This window comes from Hyalangium versicolor (assembly GCF_020103695.1).
Taxonomy (GTDB): domain Bacteria; phylum Myxococcota; class Myxococcia; order Myxococcales; family Myxococcaceae; genus Hyalangium; species Hyalangium versicolor.
Genome location: NZ_JAHXBF010000013.1, coordinates 278,956 through 298,282, shown reverse-complemented (window position 1 = coordinate 298,282; position 19,327 = coordinate 278,956). Strand labels below are relative to the sequence as shown.

Below are 19,327 nucleotides of genomic sequence, written 5' to 3'. Positions count from 1 at the left end.
GTCACTGCATGGCAGGACCCGCCTGGGCCGGCGGAGGAGGCAGGGGCTCTGTCGAGGGAACTGCCGGCCGCATCGATCCGCGCATCAGCTCCACCCTCTCCTTGTGCTTGAGGATGACCGCATCCAGGCGATCGGCCTCCTCCTGATCGCCACGAGCGCGGGCCTCATCTCGCCGGCGCTCCAGGTGCTCCATGCCTCGCAGCGCCAGGTCCGCCGCGCGGTTCCTCATGGCGGACCACGTCTTCTTGGGGGTGGCGTTGGGATCGGGGCTCGAGCCCGGGGGCTGGGAGCTGGGAAGAACCGGCGGCGGTGCAACCGCCATGGGCTCGCTCGGCATCGGCACAGGTGGCGGGGCCTGCACCTCCACGGGTGCGGGCGGAGGGACCACGGGCCGGCTCGCGGACCTGACAGGCGGAGGCAGGGGGGCCGGAACAGGCTTCGGCATCTCCGGGACCACCTGCGTCGGGCTCGGCGATGACACAGCGCTGTCTGAAGAACCCGTGGGCGCGGGCCACAGCCAGGTGCCCAGCACGGCGGCCACGAGCACCACGATCCCCAGAAGGGGCAGCAAGACGTAGGTAGGGAATCTCATGGGAGGAACCGGCTCCGCAGCTTACTCCCTCCTACTCAAGGAAGAGCCCCTCCGCCAGAACAAGAGAGCGCGTCGGCCCGCGCTCTCCTGCCCGGCTGCTCCCTACTCAGCCCTTGTGTGGCGTCAGCCTGTCCACCATTCCCTTGATGGCCTGACTGACGACGCCGCTCGATTCCGGATCTCCCTTGAGAATCGCCGAGGCGAAGTGCTTCGCCTGCTCGAGGGTGATGTGGGGCGGCAGCGGCGGCACGTCCGGATCCACGCAGGCCTCGATGACCACGGGCCGGTCCGCATTGAGCGCCTCATCCCACTGCCGGGCAATCTGGTCCGGCTTGTCCATGCGGATACCCCGGAGCCCCAGGGACTCGGCGTACTGGGCGTAGGGGAAGTCGGGCAGGTCCTGCGTGGCCGGCAGCTTCGGGTCTCCCGCGAGCACCCGCTGCTCCCACGTCACCTGGTTCAGGTCGCGGTTGTTGAGCACGAGGATGATGAAGCGCGGATCCTTCCACTCCTTCCAGTACTTGGCCACGGTGATGAGCTCGCTGTTGCCGTTCATCTGCATGGCCCCGTCGCCGACGAAGGCGATGACGGGCCGGTGCGGGAAGGCGAACTTCGCGCCAATGGCGTAAGGCACGCCGCAGCCCATGGTGGCCAGGTTGCCCGACAAGGACGCCATCATCCCCTTGCGGATCTTCAAGTCCCGGGCGAACCAGTTGGCCGCCGAGCCCGAGTCCGCCGCGAGGATCACTCCATCCGGAAGCTTCGGAGACACCTCCCAGAACACGCGCTGCGGGTTGATGGGGTTGGCCGAGTTCATGGCCAGGGCCTCGGTCGTCTTCCACCACTGCCGGATGTTCTTCTCGATCTGCTCGCGCCAGCCCCGGTCCTTCTTGCGCTCGAGCAGCGGGATCAGGGCCTGCAATGTCTCCTTGCTGTCGCCCTGGAGCGCCACCTCCATGGGGTAGCGGATGGCCAGCATGCGGCCATCGAGATCGATCTGGACACCGCGCGCCTGGCCCTCCTTGGGGAGGAATTCCGAGTACGGGAAGCTGGTGCCCACCATCAACAGCGTGTCGCACTCCTGCATCATGTCCCAGCTGGGCTTGGTGCCCAGCAGGCCGATGGAGCCCGTCACGTAGGGCAGATCATCCGGAAGCACCGCCTTGCCGAGCAGCGCCTTGGCGACGCCCGCGCCCAATACCTCCGCGACCTTCATCACCTCGTCGGCCGCGTTGAGCACACCGGCACCCACGAGCATCGCCACCTTCTTGCCCGAGTTGAGCACGTCCGCCGCGCGGCGCAGGTCCTCTTCCCTGGGGAGGACGCGGGGCACGCTGAAGCCCACGCTGGAGTGGATGGTGCCGTGCTTGCGGTCGGGCCGCTCGTACGGCATTTCCTGGAGATCGTTGGGGATGATGACGCACGTCACGGTGCGCTCGCTCTTGGCGATGCGCACGGCCCGGTCGATGGCGTGGCGGATGGCGGCGGGCTTCGTCACCATGGTGACGTACTCGCTGGCCACGTCCTTGAAGAGCGTCTGCAGATCCACCTCCTGCTGGTAGTGGCCTCCGAGCGCGGCGCGGGCCTGTTGACCGACGATGGCCACCACGGGCTGGTGGTCCAGCTTCGCGTCATAGAGGCCGTTGAGCAGGTGGATGGCGCCGGGGCCCGAGGTGGCCAGGCACACGCCCACATCACCGGTGAACTTGGCGTGCGCGCAAGCCATGAAAGCGGACATCTCCTCATGGCGGACCTGGATGAACTGCAGCTCGGTATCGCCCTCGAAGGCACTGAGGATGCCGTTGATGCCATCGCCCGGGTAGCCGTAGACACGGCGGATGCCCCACTGGGACAAGCGGTAGAGCAGATAGTCGGAAACGGTGGCGCTCATGGCGACTCCTTGGGAGAAGTGGGGTTTCCAGGGCAGGACGACGCCGAGGCGCACGAGCCCACGCACTTCGCTTCTCGTGTGTTGCCCCGCTCACGCACCATGTCCGTCCCTGGCGCTCAAACTGCGCACCTCCCGCACGCCGTGGAAGGTACTGGCGCTCATACCTCCCCGGCCGGCGCTCTCACGCCTGCCCGCTGAGAGCCCCGATGAGCCAGCCTCTGTTCCGAGCGCCCCTCTCACGTGCGGCCCAGAGCCCCACCCCCATCAGCACCGAGGCACTCGCCAACGCCACCCAGCGCCGCGTGGGGCCCAGCGAGCGGCGGCCTCGGGCCTCCTCGTCACGGGCCGCCTCGAGCAGTGCGGCCTCTGGCTCATCCTCCTCCAGCAGGTGCTGCTTGCGTTTCACCGCCGCCCACAGCACGTGCGCCAGGTGCACCGGCATCCGTCCCGTGCCCTGGGAGATCTGCTCCCGGCAGCTGAACCCATCAGCGATGAGGAGCGTCCCCTTCCGCGCCTGCCGCACCTTGGGCAGGATGACTCGCTCCGCGCAGGCCTGGCTCGTTGGGTAGTGGGCCTTCTCGAAACCAAACGCGCCGGCCATGCCGCAGCAACCCGAGTCCGGCCGCTCCCAGTCCAGCCCCGTCTTGTCGAGCGCCTTCTCCTCCGCCTTGAACTTCATCACGGCCTGATGGTGGCAGTGCCCCTGCACCAACGCCTGGCCACGCAGCTTCGGCAATTCGAAGTCCGGCGCTTTCTTCTCCAGCAACTCGCTCAGCAGGAACGTCTGCTGGTGGAGCCGCCGGGCATCTTCATCCTGGGGGAAGAGGTTGATGAGCTCATCGCGGAAGACCGCGGCGCAGCTCGGCTCCAGCATCACGAAGGGCACCCCGGCGCGAATGTCCTCGCGGAAACGCTCCAGCGTGTGCCGCAGCATCGCCTTCGCCGTGTCCAGCATGCCGTAGTCGTAGAGAGGCCGGCCGCAGCACACGAAGCCCTGTGGCACCCGCACCTCGAAGCCCGCGGCCTCCAGCACCTCCAGCGCCGCGTGGGCCGTGTCCGGGTGGAAGAAGTTGTTGAAGGTGTCCGGGAACAGCACGACGGGCCCCCGCGTGGTCGGCATGGGCTTCCGCCCCTTCGCCTCGCGCTGGAACGAGCGCGGCGCGAACTTCGGAATCCGCCTCTCCGGGTGTACCTCCGCCGCCCACTTCGCCAGCCGGCTCAGCCCCGGCGTCTGGGTGAAGGCGTTGGCCAGCCGCGGCGCCAGCGAGGCCAGTCTCGCCCAGAACATGATGAGCCCGAAGGCGTACGCGTGTCTCGGCCGCGCCTTGCCCGCGTAGTAGTGACTGAGGAACTCGGCCTTGTAGGTGGCCATGTCCACGTTCACCGGGCAGTCGGACTTGCAGCCCTTGCACGCCAGGCACAGATCCAGCGCCTCCTTCACGTGCTCACTGCGCCAGCCGCCCTCGAGCGGCTCGCCCTGCATCATCTCGAAGAGGAGATGTGCCCGCCCGCGCGTGGAGTGCTTCTCCTCGCGCGTCACCATGTAGCTGGGGCACATCGTCCCGCCCTGCTCCCGGCGGCACTTGCCCACGCCCACGCACCGCATCGTGGCTCGCGCGAAGCTGCCCCGATCGTCCGGGTACTGGAAGTGCGTCTCCTGCGGTGGCGGCCGGTATTGCGTGCCCAGCCTCAGATTCTCGTCCAACCGGTAGGGGGACACCTTCTTATGCGGGTTCATCTTGTTGTCCGGATCCCACAGCGCCTTGAACTCGCCGAAGGCCCGGACCAGCTCCTCGCCGAACATCTTCGGCAACAGCTCCCCGCGCGACTGCCCGTCCCCATGCTCGCCGGACAGCGAGCCGTTGTGCTTGACCACCAGATCCGCCGCCTCCTCCACGAAGCGGCGGTAGTTCCGGATGCCGTCGCGCGTGGTGAAGTCGAAGTTGATGCGGCAGTGCACGCAACCCTGGCCGAAGTGGCCGTAGAGCGCGGTCTGGTAGCCATGCTTTCCCAGGAGCTGCTTGAACTCGCGCAGATAGGCCCCAAGTTGCCGGGGCTCCACCGCGGAGTCCTCCCACCCCTCCCACGCGTCCGGCTCGCCAGGAATGAAGGCCGTCGCGCCCAGCCCGGACTCCCGCACCTCCCAGATGAGGTGCTCCACGTCCGGCTTGTCGTAGAGGCGCATGCTCGGCGCATCACCGAGCCCCTTCAGCATCGCCATCAGCGCGCGAGCCTTGTCATCCGCCTCCTCGCGGGAGTCTCCACCGAACTCCACGACGAGCCAGCCCTTGCCCTCGGGCAGGAGCCGGACATCCTCTGCGTGCAGCCCCTTGCGCTTCATCCCGGCGATGAGCCGCTCGTCGAGCCCCTCCAGTCCGATGGGTTGGGACTCGAGCACCTGGGGAATGTGGTCCGCGGCCTGGAACACGTCCGGGTAGCCCAGCACCAGCAACGAGCGAGCACGCGGCTCGGGGATCAACCGCAGCGTGGCCTCGAGGATGGTGACGCAAGTGCCCTCCGTGCCCACCAACGCCCGAGCCACGTTGAAGCCCTTCTCCGGCAGCAGCTCGTCCAGGCCGTAGCCCGAGACACGCCGGGGGATCTTCGGATAGCGCTCGCGAATGAGCGGGGCGTAGCGCTCCCTCAGAGACCGGAGCCCCGCGTAGAGCTGCCCGCGGCGGCCTCCGGCACGGATGATGCGTTCCAGTTCCTCCTCGGAGGTCGGTCCCACGCGCAGGCGCAGCCCGTCATAGGTGATGACCTCCAGCTCCTCCACGTTCTTCTCCATGCGGCCCGCTTGCTGCGCGTGCGTGCCACACGCGTTGTTGCCGAGCATGCCTCCCAGCGTGCAGCGATTGTGGGTGGAGGGATCCGGCCCGAAGGTGAGCTGGTAGCGATCGATGGTGAAATTGCGCAGGGTGTCCAGCACCAGGCCCGGCTGGACCCGCGCCAGCCGACGCTCCGGATCCACGTGCAGGATGCGGTTCAGATGCCGTGAGAAGTCCATCACCACGGCCACGTTGCACGTCTGCCCCGCGAGGGCCGTGCCCCCTCCCCGGCTGAGAACCGGGGCGCCGAACCGGCGGCACACGCGCAGCGTCTCCACCACATCCCTCACCGAGCGAGGGCGCACCACTCCGAGGGGAACCTGCCGATAGTTGGAGGCATCCGTGGCGTAGAGGGCGCGGCTGCCGGTATCGAACTCCACTTCACCTTCCAGGCGCTGACGCAGGGCCGCCTCCAGCCCCTTCACGTCCACCTCCTCCCGCTCACGGCGCTCGGGAGGCGTCTCGGGCCTCCGCCCGCGCTTCAGGCGGCGCTGATCAACCCAGGTATCGAGCAACGAGAAGGTCTTCATGTCCCTGCCCCCAATGCGTAGCGGGCGACATCCGCCCGTCGCAGTTCCAGTCCCAACCCCGGGCGGGAGAAGTCCGGCACGAGCGCGCCATCCTCCAGTTCGGGAACTCCCTCGAAGAACACCCGCTCCAGGCGAGCGTGATCGTGGAAGTACTCCAGGTGAACCAGACGCCTCGCCGCGCAAGCCGCATGGACATGGATCGCGGGAGCGCAGTGCCCGGAGAGCCCCACGCCGTACGCATCGCACAGCGCGTCCGCCTGGAGGAAACCGGTGATGCCCAGGCACCGCGTGGCATCCGCCTGCAGCACGTCCACCGCGCCAGCTTCCAACATCCGGCGAAAGTAGAGCCCTCCGTCTCCATACTCGCCCGCCGCGAGCGCCATCCCCTCGGGCAATCGCTCGCGAAGTTGATGCAGTCCCGGGAGGTCATCGCTGGAGACGGGCTCCTCGAACCAGGAGGCGCGGTGCTCGGCGAAGCGCTCCGCGAGCGCCAGGGCCTGAGGGGCGGAGTACGCGCCGTTGGCATCGACGAAGAGCTCCGCCTCCTTGCCGATGGCCTGCCGGGCGGCGCGGACTCGAGCCACATCCTGCTCGGGGTGAGTGCCCACCTTCATCTTCACGCGAGGGATGCCCTGCTCCACCCAGCCCGCGAGCTGCGACTGGAGACGCTCCACCGAGTACGAGGTGAACCCTCCACTGCCATAGACAGGAACGCGCGTTCGCATGGCGCCGAGCAGCCGGGCGAGCGAAAGACCGAGAACACGTGCCTTCACATCCCAGAGAGCAGCGTCCACCGCGGACAGCGCCATGGAGACCAGTCCCGGCCGCCCCAGGTTCCGCACCCGGCGGAGGAGCGCGACCATCCGTGCGGGAATGTCCATCGCGTCCTGGGAGCGAAGCTCCTCGGCGAAGACGCGCGAGATGAGGTCCGCGGCCACCGCGTCTGTATAGGTGTAACCCAGCCCTCGATGGCCACCCGCGGTCAGCTCCACGACGACGAGGGTGGTGGAGTTCCACGCGAAGGTGCCATCAGCCTCCGGAGCATCCGTGGGAAACGCGTACGCCCTCGCATCGACCCGCTCGATGCGCACCGGCTCGCTGGAGCGTTGTGTCCCCTCTGCCACAGAAGTCCCCGGGCCTGCGGTCCATCCAATGCCTGCGGAGAAGGTAGGTGGGTGCAGCAAGTAACGGCACCTGAGAGGCGAGACTCGGCCGGTATCCAGGAATGCCGCCGAGCGCTCTGCCCCTCCGTATATGACTCAGGGCTGCCACCAGTTGCCTGAGATGACGACCATGGAGAGCATCATGGAGCGCATCCAGCATGCCCGTCAGATCCTCGAGGCCAAACGAGAAGAGGGCGAGCCGTGGAACCTCTTCCGAGATGTTGTGTTGCCAGGGGCGCTGGCGGGGATGCTCGGAGCCACGATCATGGTGGCGCTCGCGCTGCCGCTGGGAGTCATCACCCATAGGGATCCGTGGTACGCGGCGCGCTTGGCTGGTGGCGTCTTCTTCCGTGAAGCACCGAGTGGCACGCTCGCGGCGCTCCTGGGTTTGGCCGTGCACATGGCCGTCGCGGGAGGACTGGCCACGCTCTTCGCCATGCTGCTGCCGCGAGGAGGCACGGGCACGGCGGCGCTGATGCTCGGGGTGCTGATGGGACTGGTGCTCCAGACCGTCATGCCTGCGTTGGTGGTGCCGTGGGCCTCACCGCCCCTCGATCGCGCGGCGCCTCACGGAGCACTGCTCCTGCTGCACCTGGCCTTCGGAGCCTCGCTTGGCGCGGTGGTACCGGCTCGAAAGCTCGTGACCCACCTCGACCGGATGCGCCGGACCCTTCGTGGAGTTCGCGCAGCGGTGGCCTGATCAGGGCGTCTGCTCGCTGGGGGACTCGCGCGTGGGTGCCGCTGCGGGCTCGTCCTGGAGCCCTGGGAGTGTCTCGGCCGAGAACGGGCCTGGAGGCAACACGCTCCTGGGCCGCTCGCTGGCCTCCGCGAGGATCAACCCCACGAGGATGACGACGAAGGCCATCGCGGTGGCCACCACCAATCGAGGTCCACCGGGCCGCTCCGACAGGTGCATGAAGAAGAAGACGACCAGCGTCGATTTGATCAGCGCGATGACCATGGCCACCACGAGCCCCCAGTGCCCCAGGTGCAGGTGTGCCAACCCGTATGACAGCGTGGTGAACGCGAGCAGCCCGCCTCCCACGAGCAAGGCCTTGCCGAAGCCGCCATGGGGCTCGTGCCCCTTACTCCTGTCTGGAGTCCCCGTCATCCGCACCTCCTCCACGTCACGCCAGGTAGAGCAACGGCCAGAGGAACAACCAGACGACATCCACGAGGTGCCAGTACATGCCGCCCAGCTCCAGCGGTGTGTGGTAGCGCGCGTTGAACTTCCCCGACAGCGTCTGGAAACTCAGCACCGAGAGCACGCCCACCCCCACCGTCACGTGCACGGCATGCACGCCCGTCATGATCCAGTAGAGGGTGAAGTAGAGGCTCGCCCCCGGGACGGCGAACGCGTGCAAGGCGTAGTGCGCGCCGGGCAGGGCCTTGTCTCTCGCGTGGTGGGCGTACTCCACGCCCTTGATGCAGAGGAAGGTGATGCCCAGCAGCGCCGCGCCCGCGAGCAATGCGCTGGCGGTCATCTCCCTGCCGCCACGGATGGAGGCGATCGCCAGCGCCACGAGCACGCTGCTGCTCACCAGCACATAGGTGTTGATCGTCCCCAGCGTCACCTCCATGTGCTCGCGCGCATGGAGGAACACCTCCGGGTACGCCAGCCGGTACATGGCGTAGGCGGCGAAGAGGCCCGCGAACAGCAGCACCTCGGTGGCCAGGAAGATCCACATGCCCAAATGCGCCGCGTCCTGGCGCGAGGCCTCGTCGCCGAAGTGGTCGGCATGAGGCACCACCGGCCTCAGCGCGGGCTCATGCTGCACGGCCCACCTCCGGATCGACATCGGGTCGAGAGTAATCGTGCGGAGGATCCGGGAACGAGGGAGGCTCGTGGAAGTTGGAGGGAGGTGGCGGCGACTCACTCAGCCACTCGTAGCCACGGCTCTCCCACGGGTTGCGCCCCGCCACCCGGCCATGGCGCAACGACCAGCCCAGGTAGATGGCGATGGTGAGGAAACCGAACCCCAGCAGCGACGCCCCCGCCGTGGACGCCACGTGCAGGGCCTGGAACCGCTCCGGATAATCAGCATAGCGGCGTGGCATGCCCATGTTGCCCAGCAGGAACTGCGGCAGGAACGTGGCGATGAACCCGAAGATGATGAGGGCCGCAGTGCCGATGCCCAGGCCCTCCGGGTAGCGCCGGCCGAAGATCTTCGGGAACCAGTAGTGCAGGCCTCCGACGAAGGCCATCAGCGAGGCGCCCACCATGATGAAGTGGAAGTGCGCCACCACGAAGTACGTGTCGTGCCAGTGGATGTCCGCGGAGGTGACGGCCACCGCCACCCCGCTCATGCCACCGAAGAAGAGCAGGAAGATGAAGCCGAGCACGTACACGAAGGGCGTGGTGATCGCGATGCTGCCCCGGTACATCGTCCCCAGCCACGTGAAGATCTTCAGCGCGGTGAAGATGGCCACCAGCATGGACAGCACGCTGAAGACCCCGGCCCCCAGCGCGGACTCGCCCGAGACGAACATGTGGTGCCCCCAGGTGAGGAAGCCCACGAAGGCAATTCCCACCGTGCTCACCACGATGACCTTGTAGCTGAACGGGTTCTTCCGGCTGAAGGCGCACACCGCTTCGCTGATCACGCCCATGCCCGGCAGGATCATGATGTAGACGGCCGGGTGGCTGTAGAACCAGAACAGGTGCTGGTAGAGCAGCGGATCGCCGCCGCGCGCCGGATCGAAGAGCCCCAGGCCCCCCAACCGCTCGAGCATCACCAACACCAGCACCATGCCCAGCACCGGCGTGGCCAGCACCTGGATGATGGACGTACCGTAGATGGCCCACACGAAGAGCGGGATCTTCATCCACGTCACTCCCGGGGCCCGCAGGGTGTGCACGGTGGTGATGAAGTTGAGCCCCGTGAGGATGGTGGAGAACCCCACCACGAAGACGCCCAGCAGCACCGGCAGCACCGCCGTCCCCGTCGCGGTGCTGAAGGGCGTATAGAAGGTCCATCCCGTGTCCGCTCCTCCCTCGAACATGCCCCACAGCGTGATCGCCGCCCCGAGCACGTAGAGGTAGACACTCGCCAGGTTGAGGCGTGGAAAGGCCACGTCTTTCGCTCCGATCATGAGCGGCACCAGGAAGTTGCCGAACACCGACGGGATGGAGGGGATCAGGAACAGCCACACCATCACCACGCCGTGCAGCGTGAACGCGCGGTTGTAGGCCTGCCGCCCCATGATCGTCTCGCCCGGGGTGAGCAGTTCGAGGCGCAGCGCCATCGCGTACACACCTCCCAGCAGGAAGGCGAGCAGTACCAGCACCAGGAACATCACCGCGATGCGCTTGTGATCGTGCGTGGTGAGCCACGACCACACGCCTCTCTCGGCGTTGAGGTAGTGCCGCTCGGGCATCACCGGCTCAGCGCTGGGCTGGGACATACGTGGGCTCCTGCGCGGCCGGAGGCACGGGGCGCTCGGGTCGCAGCGTCTTGATGTATTCGACGATGGCCGCCGCCTCGGGAGCACTCAGCCTCCCGTGGAAGTTCGGCATCACCGGGTTGAAGCCCGCCACCACCTTGGCCGCCGGGTCCATCATCGACTCGGTGAGGTAGGCCACGTCCGCGCGGATCCGCTCGCCGGACCGCAGGGGCTCCTCGCGCAGGTAGAGCCCCAGCCACGTGGGCCCGATATGCGGCGTCCCATCCACGGTGTGGCACTGGAAGCAGCCCTGCCGCGTGGCCACGGTGCGCCCCACCTCGGCCAGCGGCCCCGGCGCATCCGCTCCGGACACCACCGTGGGCGCCTCTCCTGGCCCTGGCGTGGGCAGGGCCTTCTGCCGAGCCTTCCACGCCTCGAATTCTCCCGGCTCCAGCGCCACCACCTCGGCTCGCATCTGCGAGTGGTCCAGTCCGCAGTACTCGGCGCACAGCACCTGGTAGCGCCCCGGCCGCTTCACCTCGAACCACGTCTCCGTGTAGCGCCCGGGCAGCGCGTCCTGCTTGAGCCGGAACGCGGGTACATAGAAGGAGTGGATGACGTCCCGAGCCGTGAGCAGCAACCGCACCGGGCGGCCCGTCGGCACGTACAGCTCGCCCACGCTGCCGATGCCCTCCGGATAGGCGAACTTCCACATCCACTGCTTGCCCGTGACGTAGACATCCATCGCTCCCGCAGGAGCCGTCTTCGCCCAGACGTAGTCGTGGAAGCCGATGATCCCCCACAACAGGAAGAAGCTGAGCGGCACGCAGATGAAGAGGCCCTCCAGCCACATGGGAGCCACCACCCGAGGCGTGAAGGTGAAGGCGTGCCGCCGCCGGTAACGCACCAGGAAGACAAAGCCGGTGAGCCCGATGCAAGTCCCCACCACGAAGGTGGTGATGATGACGAAGAAGTGGATGCGGTCCACGCGGTCCGCCAGCGTGGAGCCCGCCTCGGGGAGGAACAGGAGGTGTCGCAGCAACTCGCTCATGGCCTCCTCCCCTCCTCCGCCAGCACCTGCTCCATGGCGCGCTCGATGGGCACGTGGATGATGCCCGCGCCGCGATCCACCCAGCCGTAGGTCTCCAGTCGTGCGCCCTGTTCGGCTCTCAGGCGCGGAGCTGCGTCCTCCAGCGCGAAGGGACGCTGGTTGACGTCGCCGATCTCCGCCTCGCCCATCCGCGCGGGCACTCCGGCCTTCTCGGAAGGGAGGCTCCTGCCCTCCCACCAACGGACCGCGAACAGCACGAGGACGACGAGCACCAGCCAGCCAACGCCCACGCCGATGATGAGCCGGCTCGGCAGCCGGTCGTGCTGGGGCGGGCTCGGCGTGAATCCCTCACTCATGGCTGGTCACCCGCAACGAGTGAAGGAGGAAGGGATCGCGCACCGGCACGGTGTAGCCACCACGCAGCAGCCACAGACAGGCCGCCACGGACAGGCCGCCCACGCCCACCCAGGCGGTGAGGCTCGTCCAATGCGGGTACCACTGACGCGGGTGGAGCGCGGGCAGCACCAGCCAATACAGATCCACCACGTGCATGAGCAGCAGCCACGCGCACACCCACGCGAGTGCCCGGGGACTCTCCTTGATGCGGCGCTGGAGCAGCAGCAGAAAGGGCCCCGCGAAGTGCCCCAGCGCGAGGAGCGCGGCCAGCCAGCGCCAGCCTCCGTCCAGGCGAGCGCGGTACCACCCCACCTCCTCAGGGAGCGTGGCGATCCACATGAGCAGCAGTTGCGAGAAGGCGCAGTAGGCCCACAAGCACACGAAGCTCAGCAGCAGTGTCCCCAGCCACCGGAAGTGTACGGACCGCATCAACGCGCCGAACTGCCCCTCCGCCTGTCCCCGAGCCGCCAGGATCCCCACGACGGACATCGCGCCCACCACCGCGCCGCACCCCACGTAGAGCGCGTAGACGGTGGACTGCCAGAGGGGCTCCAGGGACATCATCCAGTCCAGGGTGGCGAACGACAGGCACACCACCACCACCGGCAGAGAGCCCGCCGCCAGCCGCCGTTGCCACAGGGTGATGCGCACCCGGTGTTCGCTCTGCTCGGGCTCCGCGTCCTGCTGAACGGACCAGCGATAGAGAAGCAGCGCGACGGCGCACCACACGCCGAAGTAGATGAGCGCGCGAAGGAAGAAGCCGGGGACATTGAGATAGGGCCGCTTGTGCTCCAGGAGGTGGAGCGCGTGCTCACCCAGCGCTGGCGAAGGATCCACCCAGGGGAACAACTGCCGCATCGCCACCGCCACGGGAATAAAGAGGAGGATGAACAGCGGGCAGCACGCCGCCATCACCTCCAGGGGACGCCGCAACACCACGGGCCAGCGCGCGCGAGCAGCGTGGAAGGCGGACAGGAGCACCAGTGCCCCGAGGCACAGGGACAGCCAGTAGGCGAAGGCGAACAGGTACCCGTGCGCCGCCTCCCGGGGGTTCATGAATCCACCGGCCAGTGTGGCGCCCAAGCCGAGCATGCCGACGACGAGCAACACGCCCAGCTCGCGCCGGCCTCCCTCGAAACGCGGCAGCACCGTGGTCATGGTGCACCTCCCGTGCTCCCTTGCTGGAGCGAAGCTTGAACCGCAGGCGGCGCGGCCGAAACGGGCGCGAGCTGGCTGTAGGCGAGCGCTCTCAGGTAGGCCACCACGGCCCAGCGCTTGGAGGGCGCGAGCGCATCCGCGTAGGACGGCATCAGCCCGTACCCATCGGTCATGACCGAGTAGTAGAAGCCCGGCGGATGCGGCAATGCCCCCCAGCCTGCGGACACCGGCCCGGCCCATCCCCCCGCATCGGGAGTGCCTCCGTCTAACTGCACCGCGCTGAGGGACGTCGGAGCTCCCACCGCGCCCGCCTCCGGAGTGCCTCCGTCAAGCTGAGCGGCACTGAGCGCCGGATGGGTTCGGTGCAGAGGCCCGAACAGCGCGGGAGCGGGCCGCAATTGCATGTTCCTCGCGACCACGCTCTGGCCATCCGCCAGCACCCCATGACACGGGGCGCACCACGTCTCGAAGTGTCCGCGTCCCGCCAGGAGCATCTCCCGGGTCAACGCCACCGGCGGCCGATCCACCCAGCCGGCATCCGGACTCTGGTCGACCCTGAAGGCCGCCTGCTGGCGATGCCAGTCCTGAGGCACCGTCCCCCGCACCGTGGGCCGCATGGCCCGCCCATCCGCGAAATAGGGATCAGCGGCGAAGGGATCATCCCGCTCCTGCTGCTGCATTGGATCCCGGTCCTCACAGGCGACCAGGAGCACCGCAGCCACGACAGGCAGGAGCAGGAGCGTCCTCATGCGCCCTCCCCCACCTGCGACACCTGCGCGGCGCCCAGGGAACGCAGGGTCTCGGACACGGCATCTAGCTGCGAGGCCTCGTCCACCGCGACGCTCACCCAGAAGCCGTCCACGCTGGCGCTGCGGAAGGACTCCAGCTCGAACACCGGGTGCGTCACCCGAGGCAGGCCACATGCCACGAACACTCCGAGAAACACAGCTCCCGCAGCCGAGAGCACCGCGGTCTCGAAGGTGATGGGGATGAAGGCAGGTGCGGAATGCAGCGGCCGTCCTCCAATATCGAGGGGCCAGTCCACCCGCTGGGTGAACCACTGCATCAGATAGGCTCCCACGGCTCCGGAGAGCCCCGCGAGAAGTCCCAGTGCGGGCAGCCGCGACGGCTTCAGCTCCAGCACCTCGGCCAACCCCTCCACGGGAAAGGGGGTATGGGCGTCCAGCATCACGAGGCCGCGCTCGCGCAGGGCCCGCGCAGCCTCCAGCAGCCCCTCGGGGGAGCGGAACTCTCCGAGCACCCAGTGCTTCATTCCGCCCCTCCCGCCGCCCCATCCTTCGCGGAGACCTCTCGCGCAAAGGCCTCGGATGCCTCCAACTCGTGCTGCAGGTGCTTCACCTCGCTGGCGGGCACTGGAGGCAGCAACTTGAGGAACAGCAGGAACCCCAGGCCGAACAGCCCCAGCGTGCCCGCGAGCAGACTGAGATCCACCCAGGTGGGCGCGTAGTGCTTCCAACTGCTCGGCAGGAAGTCCTCGCTGAGCGACGCCACGATGATCATGTAGCGCTCCAGCCACATGCCCACATTGACCAGCAGCGCAGCCCCCCAGAGCACCGCGGGTTGGATGCGCAGCCGCGCGCTCCAGAAGAGCTGCGGCACCACGACGTTGCAGAAGATGACCGTCCAGAAGAGCGGCGCATACGGGCCCACGCGCAGGATGTTCATCGCGTGCTGCTCGTACGCGTTGCCGCTGTACCAGCCGAAGAAGTGCTCCTGGAGGTAGCCGTACGCCACGAAGAGCCCAGCCACGAGCAGCAGCCGAGAGAGCGCATCCAGGTGCGCCTCTGTGATGACGTGCTGCAGGCCCAGCACCCGCCGCGCGGGGATGAGCAGCGTGAGCACCATGGCCAGCCCGGAGAAGATGGCTCCCGCCACGAAGTACGGGGGGAAGATGGTGCTGTGCCAACCCGGGAGCTGGGCCACCGCGAAGTCGAACGACACGATGGTGTGCACCGAGACGACCAGCGGCGTGGCCAGTCCCGCGAGCACCACGTACGCCGCGCGCCACTGCAACCAGTGCCGGGCACTGCCTCGCCACCCCATGGAGAGGATGCCCCAGGCGCGGCGCTTCCACGTCTCACGAGCGGTGTCCCGAGCGGAGGCCAGGTCCGGCAACATCCCCAGGTACCAGAACAGGAACGACACCGTGAGGTACGTGAGGATCGCCACGACGTCCCACGTGAGCGGTGAGCGGAACTGGGGCCAGGCGCGCAGCGTGCTCGGGTATGGCAGCAGCCAGTAGAACTTCCACGGCCGCCCCAGGTGCAGCAACGGAAAGAGGCCCGCGCAGGCCACGGCGAACAGGGTCATCGCCTCGGCCATGCGGTTGACGGAGCTGCGCCACTTCTCGCCGAACAGCAGCAGGATGGCCGAAATGAGCGTGCCGGCGTGCCCGATACCGATCCACCAGACGAAGTTGATGATGCCGAAGGCCCAGGCCACGGGGATGTTGTTGCCCCACGACCCGATGCCCTTCACCAGGGTCACTCCGATGGCCACCACCAGCAAACCCACGAGCGCGGAGCACAGGCCCACGAGCGCCCACCACCCACGCCCCGGCGAGGTCAGCACCGGCCGCAGCAGCGAAGCGTTGAGCTCCTCGTTCGAGTAGCGCCCCCTGATGAGCGGGTGCTCCACGAGCGGATCGGCCGTCACGGGTGCCTTGGGAGCGGGCTGGATCATCCGAGCGCCTCCTCGGGGTTCTTCAGCCGCACCAGGTGCACCGTGCGCGGCTCGGTGCCCAGTTCGTGCAGCAGCTTGTAGTGGCGCGGGTCCTGGTGCAGGCGGGTGACGGCGGACCGCGGATCATTCAGGTTCCCGAAGACGATGGCCTCGGTGGGGCACGCCTGCTGGCAGGCGGTGCGCACCTCGCCCTCGCGGATGGCACGGCGCTCCACGCGGGAAGTGATGCGCGCCGACTCGATGCGCTGCACGCAGTAGGTGCACTTCTCCATCACGCCTCGCGAGCGCACCGTCACCTGCGGGTTGCGGTACATCCGGTCCTGCGGGCGGTTCGGCGTGTAGTCCAGGTAATTGAACCGCCGGACCTTGTAAGGACAGTTGTTGGAGCAGTACCGCGTGCCGATGCAGCGGTTGTAGATCATCTGGTTGAGCCCCTCGTCCGAGTGCACCGTGGCGTTGACGGGGCACACGTACTCGCAGGGTGCGTACTCGCAGTGCACGCACATGAGCGGCTGGGTGATGACGCTCGGGTCGTGCTCGTCTCCCAGGAAGTAGCGGTCGATCCGCAACCAGTGCATCTCCCGCCCGCGCAGCACCTGCTCCCGGCCCACCGCGGGGATGTTGTTCTCCGCCTGGCAGGCCAGTACGCACGCACTGCACCCGGTGCAGCGATGCAGGTCGATCGCCATGCCCCACCGATAGGTGGGATCCGTGCGAGGCCTTGGCGGCGGATAGAGGTGCTCCTGGGGTTCCTGCATGCCGCGCAGCAAGTCCTGGTGCGACTGGAACTCCGGCTGGGTCGTCTGGAGCGCCAGGGGCCGGCCCTCCATCCGCCAGTGCTCCTGTGCAAGCGCGAACTCGTGATGCCCTTGCACTGGAATGAGCTGAAGCCCGCGGGCGGACCAGAGCGAGTCCTGGTGCCTCAGTGCATAGGCATTGACGCCCACGCCCACTGCCACGGGACTGCCCCGAGTCCGTCCGTAGCCCAGCGGCAGCGTCACCGTGTCATCGGCCTGCCCTGGAGCCACCAATACAGGCACCTCCAGGGAGCGGCCCCTCAGCTCCAGTCGGATGCGCGAGCCTCGCTTCAAGCCCAGGCGCTCGGCCGTCGCGGGGCTCAGGTATGCCGCGTTGTCCCACGTGAGCTGAGTGAGAGGATCCGGCATCTCCTGGAGCCAGGGATTGAAGCCGAAGCGCCCGTCGTAGAGCTTGAGGTCGGGCACGAAGTGCAATTCGAGTCCCTCCCCGGCCGGCACCGCCAGTGCGCGTACCGCCGAGAGCACCGCCGCCTCGTCCACTCGCGCCTGCACTTCCGAGAGCTGCGTGTCCGGAATCACGCCTTCCGCGAGCCAGGTCTCCCACGTCTCCTGGAAGCGCTCGGGCCGCGCGGTTCGCTGGCGCCACAGGGCTCGCAGTCGATCATAGGGAGCCGCGGAGAGCTCTCCCGTGAAGACGGACAGCATGTCCAGAGGCGCGACGGTCTCCTCGACGAGCGGAGCGATGAGGGGCTGCAGGATCGTCGTGGTGCCATCCGAAGCGCGGCCATCCCCCCAATCCTCATAAGGATGCGTGGAGGGAACGAACCACGAGCACACGGCCGCCGTCTCATCCTCTTCGAGCGCGCAATACACCGCGTGCTCCACCCGACCCAGGGCTTCCGCGAGCGGCACATCCGCCGGAGCCCGGTACACCGGATTCCAGGCAGTGATGAGGAGCGTGTCCACGGAACCGGAGCGCAGTTCCTCCACAAGCGCCGGCAGCGCCGCGGCATCCGGAGCCGGAACCCGAGATTCCTCGACGAGGCGCAACCTCTGGCCCGCCGGGCCCAGGGACTCGTTGAGCAGATGCGCCAGTGCATGAACCGCTGGCGGTTGTCCCTCCCCTGCCACCACGAGCGCCTCGCCCGCATGCGCCGACAGATCCCGCGCCGCCGCCGAAACCCAGCGCCTCTCCGCCTCGCTCAGTCCTCCCGTGGCCTCAGCCAAGCTCGCAAGCCCCGGCCGGCCAAGCGGACGCCCCACCTCCGCCGCGAGCGCACGCGCCAGCAGTGGCATCCTCGAAGGCCGCACCCGGAGCCGCTGATCAGCGAAGGCCCCCGTGAGGCTGAGATGGCTCTCCATCACCCACAGCCGGTTGAGCCGAGCAGCGCGGCCAGAGACGAACTCTCGCGCCGCGCGTGGGCTTCCCGGCAGCGTGGACAGGAAGTCATCGTCCAACGAAACCACCACCCGGGCCGCATCCCAGCGCGGAAGCACCCGCAGCGGACGCCCGAAAGCCAGCCGCGCACCCTCGCGGGCCTGTCCCGTCTCGGCGGCACAGAACGGCACCACGCGTGCACGCGGGTAGCGCTCCAGGACGCGCGACAACGTCTGCGCCCACAGCGGAGACGCCGTAGGCTCCACCAGCAGCCGCAGCCCGGCGCCTCCATCCGTACGCTGGGCGAGTGACTCCAGCCGAGCGAACAGCTCCGCGCGGGAGGTGGCCGTCCCCCGGAAGCGTACCTCGCGAGCGCGGTAGGGATTGTAGAGCCCCAGCAGCGAAGCCTGCTCGTGAGCGCCCGCGGCCCCGCGACTCTCGGGATGGATAGGATTACCCTCGACCTTGGTGGGCCGTCCCTCGTGGCTGCGCACCACCAATCCGCGCACGTGCCCCGCCAGCTCGATCCCCGTGGCGTAGTGCAGAGGCACTCCCGGCGTCACCTCGGGAGGCTGCTGCGAGTACGGCAACACCTTCTCCGGCGCGGGCCGGAAGCACCCGGACAGCCCCAGCGCCGCCGATCCAAAGGCCGCCAGCTCCAGCAGGCTCCGGCGAGAGACGCCCTGCGGAGGCTCGGACGCTCCTGGAGGAAACTCATCCTTGCTGGGATCGGCCATGAGCCCACGACGCTCCTCCACGCTGCGCCAGGCCGAGGGCGCATCGGACAGCACCGGGAGCGGGTATCGATCCTTTAGCGGTGGCATGTGATGCACTCGGTGCGAGGGGAGACGTCCAGGTCCTGGGCCACGCGGAGACCCGCCTCGCGCGGCTCGCCCACCGGGCGCCAGGACATGTCAGTGATGTGCTCGAGCGGCCGCAGGTGCGGTGCCGGGTCGCGGTGGCATTCCAGGCACCACTCCATGGTGAGCGGAACCACCTGCTCCACCACGGCCATCTGATCCACGCGGCCGTGGCAACTCACGCATCCCACGCCCTTGTGGACGTGGATGGAGTGATTGAAGAACACGAAGTGCGGCAGCCGGTGGACGCGGTTCCACGCAATGGGACGGTCCTGGAAGTAGCTGTCCCGCACGGGCGCCAACAGCGGGCTCTCGTTCCAGATCTGCGCGTGACAGCCCATGCAGCGGCTGGTGGGAGGCACCCCGGCATAGGGCCCCTCCCAAGCGCTCTCATGGCAGTACCGGCAGTCGATCCCGTCGTCGGCCACATGGTGACGGTGATCGAACTTCACCGGCTGCTGGACGGGCTCGAAGGAAGCGGTGCCCAGCGGGCTGCGGGCCATCAGCATCAGCCCGGCCGTCGCGGCCAGAGGGATCCCGGCCAGCACGGCCAGGACGCCGCGCAGCACGTTGTCGGTGGCCGGAGGAAAGAGGCCCATACACCGCCGGGAAGAGGTAGACCTCTACCGCTTACC

At 68.1% G+C, this 19,327-nt stretch carries 16 protein-coding genes; 1 reads left to right on the top strand and 15 read right to left on the bottom strand.

Annotated features, from left to right (window positions below):
• Nucleotide 1: 1 nt before the first annotated feature.
• The 4 genes from KY501_RS27145 to KY501_RS27130 all read right to left on the bottom strand — a co-directional run bounded on the left by KY501_RS27145 (nucleotide 2) and on the right by KY501_RS27130 (nucleotide 7,025).
• Nucleotides 2-592, bottom strand: coding sequence for a hypothetical protein (locus KY501_RS27145; protein WP_224366356.1), 591 nt, complete (start codon nucleotides 590-592; stop codon nucleotides 2-4).
• 106 nt (nucleotides 593-698) lie between these two features.
• On the bottom strand, nucleotides 699-2,483 hold the full coding sequence (locus KY501_RS27140; RefSeq protein ID WP_224366355.1) for a thiamine pyrophosphate-requiring protein: 1,785 nt from the start codon (nucleotides 2,481-2,483) through the stop codon (nucleotides 699-701).
• A 181-nt stretch (nucleotides 2,484-2,664) separates the two neighbouring features.
• Nucleotides 2,665-5,841, bottom strand: a complete 3,177-nt coding sequence (locus KY501_RS27135; protein WP_224366354.1) for an FAD-binding and (Fe-S)-binding domain-containing protein — start codon at nucleotides 5,839-5,841, stop codon at nucleotides 2,665-2,667.
• Complete coding sequence (locus KY501_RS27130) at nucleotides 5,838-7,025, bottom strand: enolase C-terminal domain-like protein (protein ID WP_224366353.1); 1,188 nt, start codon at nucleotides 7,023-7,025, stop codon at nucleotides 5,838-5,840. Before KY501_RS27130 ends, KY501_RS27135 begins: the two co-directional genes overlap by 4 nt.
• A gap of 109 nt (nucleotides 7,026-7,134) precedes the next feature.
• Here KY501_RS27130 and KY501_RS27125 point away from each other — a divergent pair, with 109 nt between their 5' ends.
• Nucleotides 7,135-7,704, top strand: coding sequence for a hypothetical protein (locus KY501_RS27125; protein WP_224366352.1), 570 nt, complete (start codon nucleotides 7,135-7,137; stop codon nucleotides 7,702-7,704).
• Here the strand turns inward: KY501_RS27125 and KY501_RS27120 are convergent, their stop codons facing one another.
• Genes KY501_RS27120 through KY501_RS27070 form a run of 11 tightly spaced genes read right to left on the bottom strand, consistent with a single transcriptional unit; the run spans nucleotide 7,705 to nucleotide 19,291 of the window.
• Entirely contained in the window at nucleotides 7,705-8,115 is a 411-nt protein-coding gene (locus tag KY501_RS27120; protein WP_224366351.1) for a cytochrome C oxidase subunit IV family protein, read from the bottom strand.
• 16 nt (nucleotides 8,116-8,131) lie between these two features.
• Nucleotides 8,132-8,782 (bottom strand): cytochrome c oxidase subunit 3, encoded by a 651-nt coding sequence (locus KY501_RS27115; protein ID WP_224366350.1) that lies wholly within the window; start codon nucleotides 8,780-8,782, stop codon nucleotides 8,132-8,134.
• A complete protein-coding gene (locus KY501_RS27110) occupies nucleotides 8,772-10,409 on the bottom strand; it encodes a cbb3-type cytochrome c oxidase subunit I (RefSeq protein WP_373691642.1) in 1,638 nt (545 codons plus the stop codon). The genes KY501_RS27115 and KY501_RS27110 overlap by 11 nt, the downstream gene beginning before the upstream one ends.
• Nucleotides 10,390-11,439: a cytochrome c oxidase subunit II gene (coxB, locus tag KY501_RS27105; protein WP_224366349.1), complete on the bottom strand. Its 1,050-nt coding sequence runs from the start codon at nucleotides 11,437-11,439 to the stop codon at nucleotides 10,390-10,392. The genes KY501_RS27110 and coxB overlap by 20 nt, the downstream gene beginning before the upstream one ends.
• A complete protein-coding gene (locus tag KY501_RS27100; protein WP_224366348.1) occupies nucleotides 11,436-11,795 on the bottom strand; it encodes a hypothetical protein in 360 nt (119 codons plus the stop codon). Before KY501_RS27100 ends, coxB begins: the two co-directional genes overlap by 4 nt.
• On the bottom strand, nucleotides 11,788-12,993 hold the full coding sequence (locus KY501_RS27095) for a hypothetical protein (RefSeq protein WP_224366347.1): 1,206 nt from the start codon (nucleotides 12,991-12,993) through the stop codon (nucleotides 11,788-11,790). The genes KY501_RS27100 and KY501_RS27095 overlap by 8 nt, the downstream gene beginning before the upstream one ends.
• Nucleotides 12,990-13,742 (bottom strand): cytochrome c, encoded by a 753-nt coding sequence (locus tag KY501_RS27090; protein ID WP_224366346.1) that lies wholly within the window; start codon nucleotides 13,740-13,742, stop codon nucleotides 12,990-12,992. Before KY501_RS27090 ends, KY501_RS27095 begins: the two co-directional genes overlap by 4 nt.
• Complete coding sequence (locus KY501_RS27085; RefSeq protein ID WP_224366345.1) at nucleotides 13,739-14,266, bottom strand: DUF3341 domain-containing protein; 528 nt, start codon at nucleotides 14,264-14,266, stop codon at nucleotides 13,739-13,741. The genes KY501_RS27090 and KY501_RS27085 overlap by 4 nt, the downstream gene beginning before the upstream one ends.
• Entirely contained in the window at nucleotides 14,263-15,696 is a 1,434-nt protein-coding gene (nrfD, locus tag KY501_RS27080; RefSeq protein WP_224366344.1) for an NrfD/PsrC family molybdoenzyme membrane anchor subunit, read from the bottom strand. Before nrfD ends, KY501_RS27085 begins: the two co-directional genes overlap by 4 nt.
• A complete protein-coding gene (locus KY501_RS27075; RefSeq protein ID WP_224366343.1) occupies nucleotides 15,693-18,656 on the bottom strand; it encodes a TAT-variant-translocated molybdopterin oxidoreductase in 2,964 nt (987 codons plus the stop codon). Before KY501_RS27075 ends, nrfD begins: the two co-directional genes overlap by 4 nt.
• Nucleotides 18,644-19,291 carry a cytochrome c3 family protein gene (locus tag KY501_RS27070; RefSeq protein ID WP_224366342.1) on the bottom strand — a complete coding sequence of 216 codons (648 nt, stop codon included), beginning with the start codon at nucleotides 19,289-19,291 and terminating at the stop codon, nucleotides 18,644-18,646. The genes KY501_RS27075 and KY501_RS27070 overlap by 13 nt, the downstream gene beginning before the upstream one ends.
• Nucleotides 19,292-19,327 lie beyond the last annotated feature (36 nt).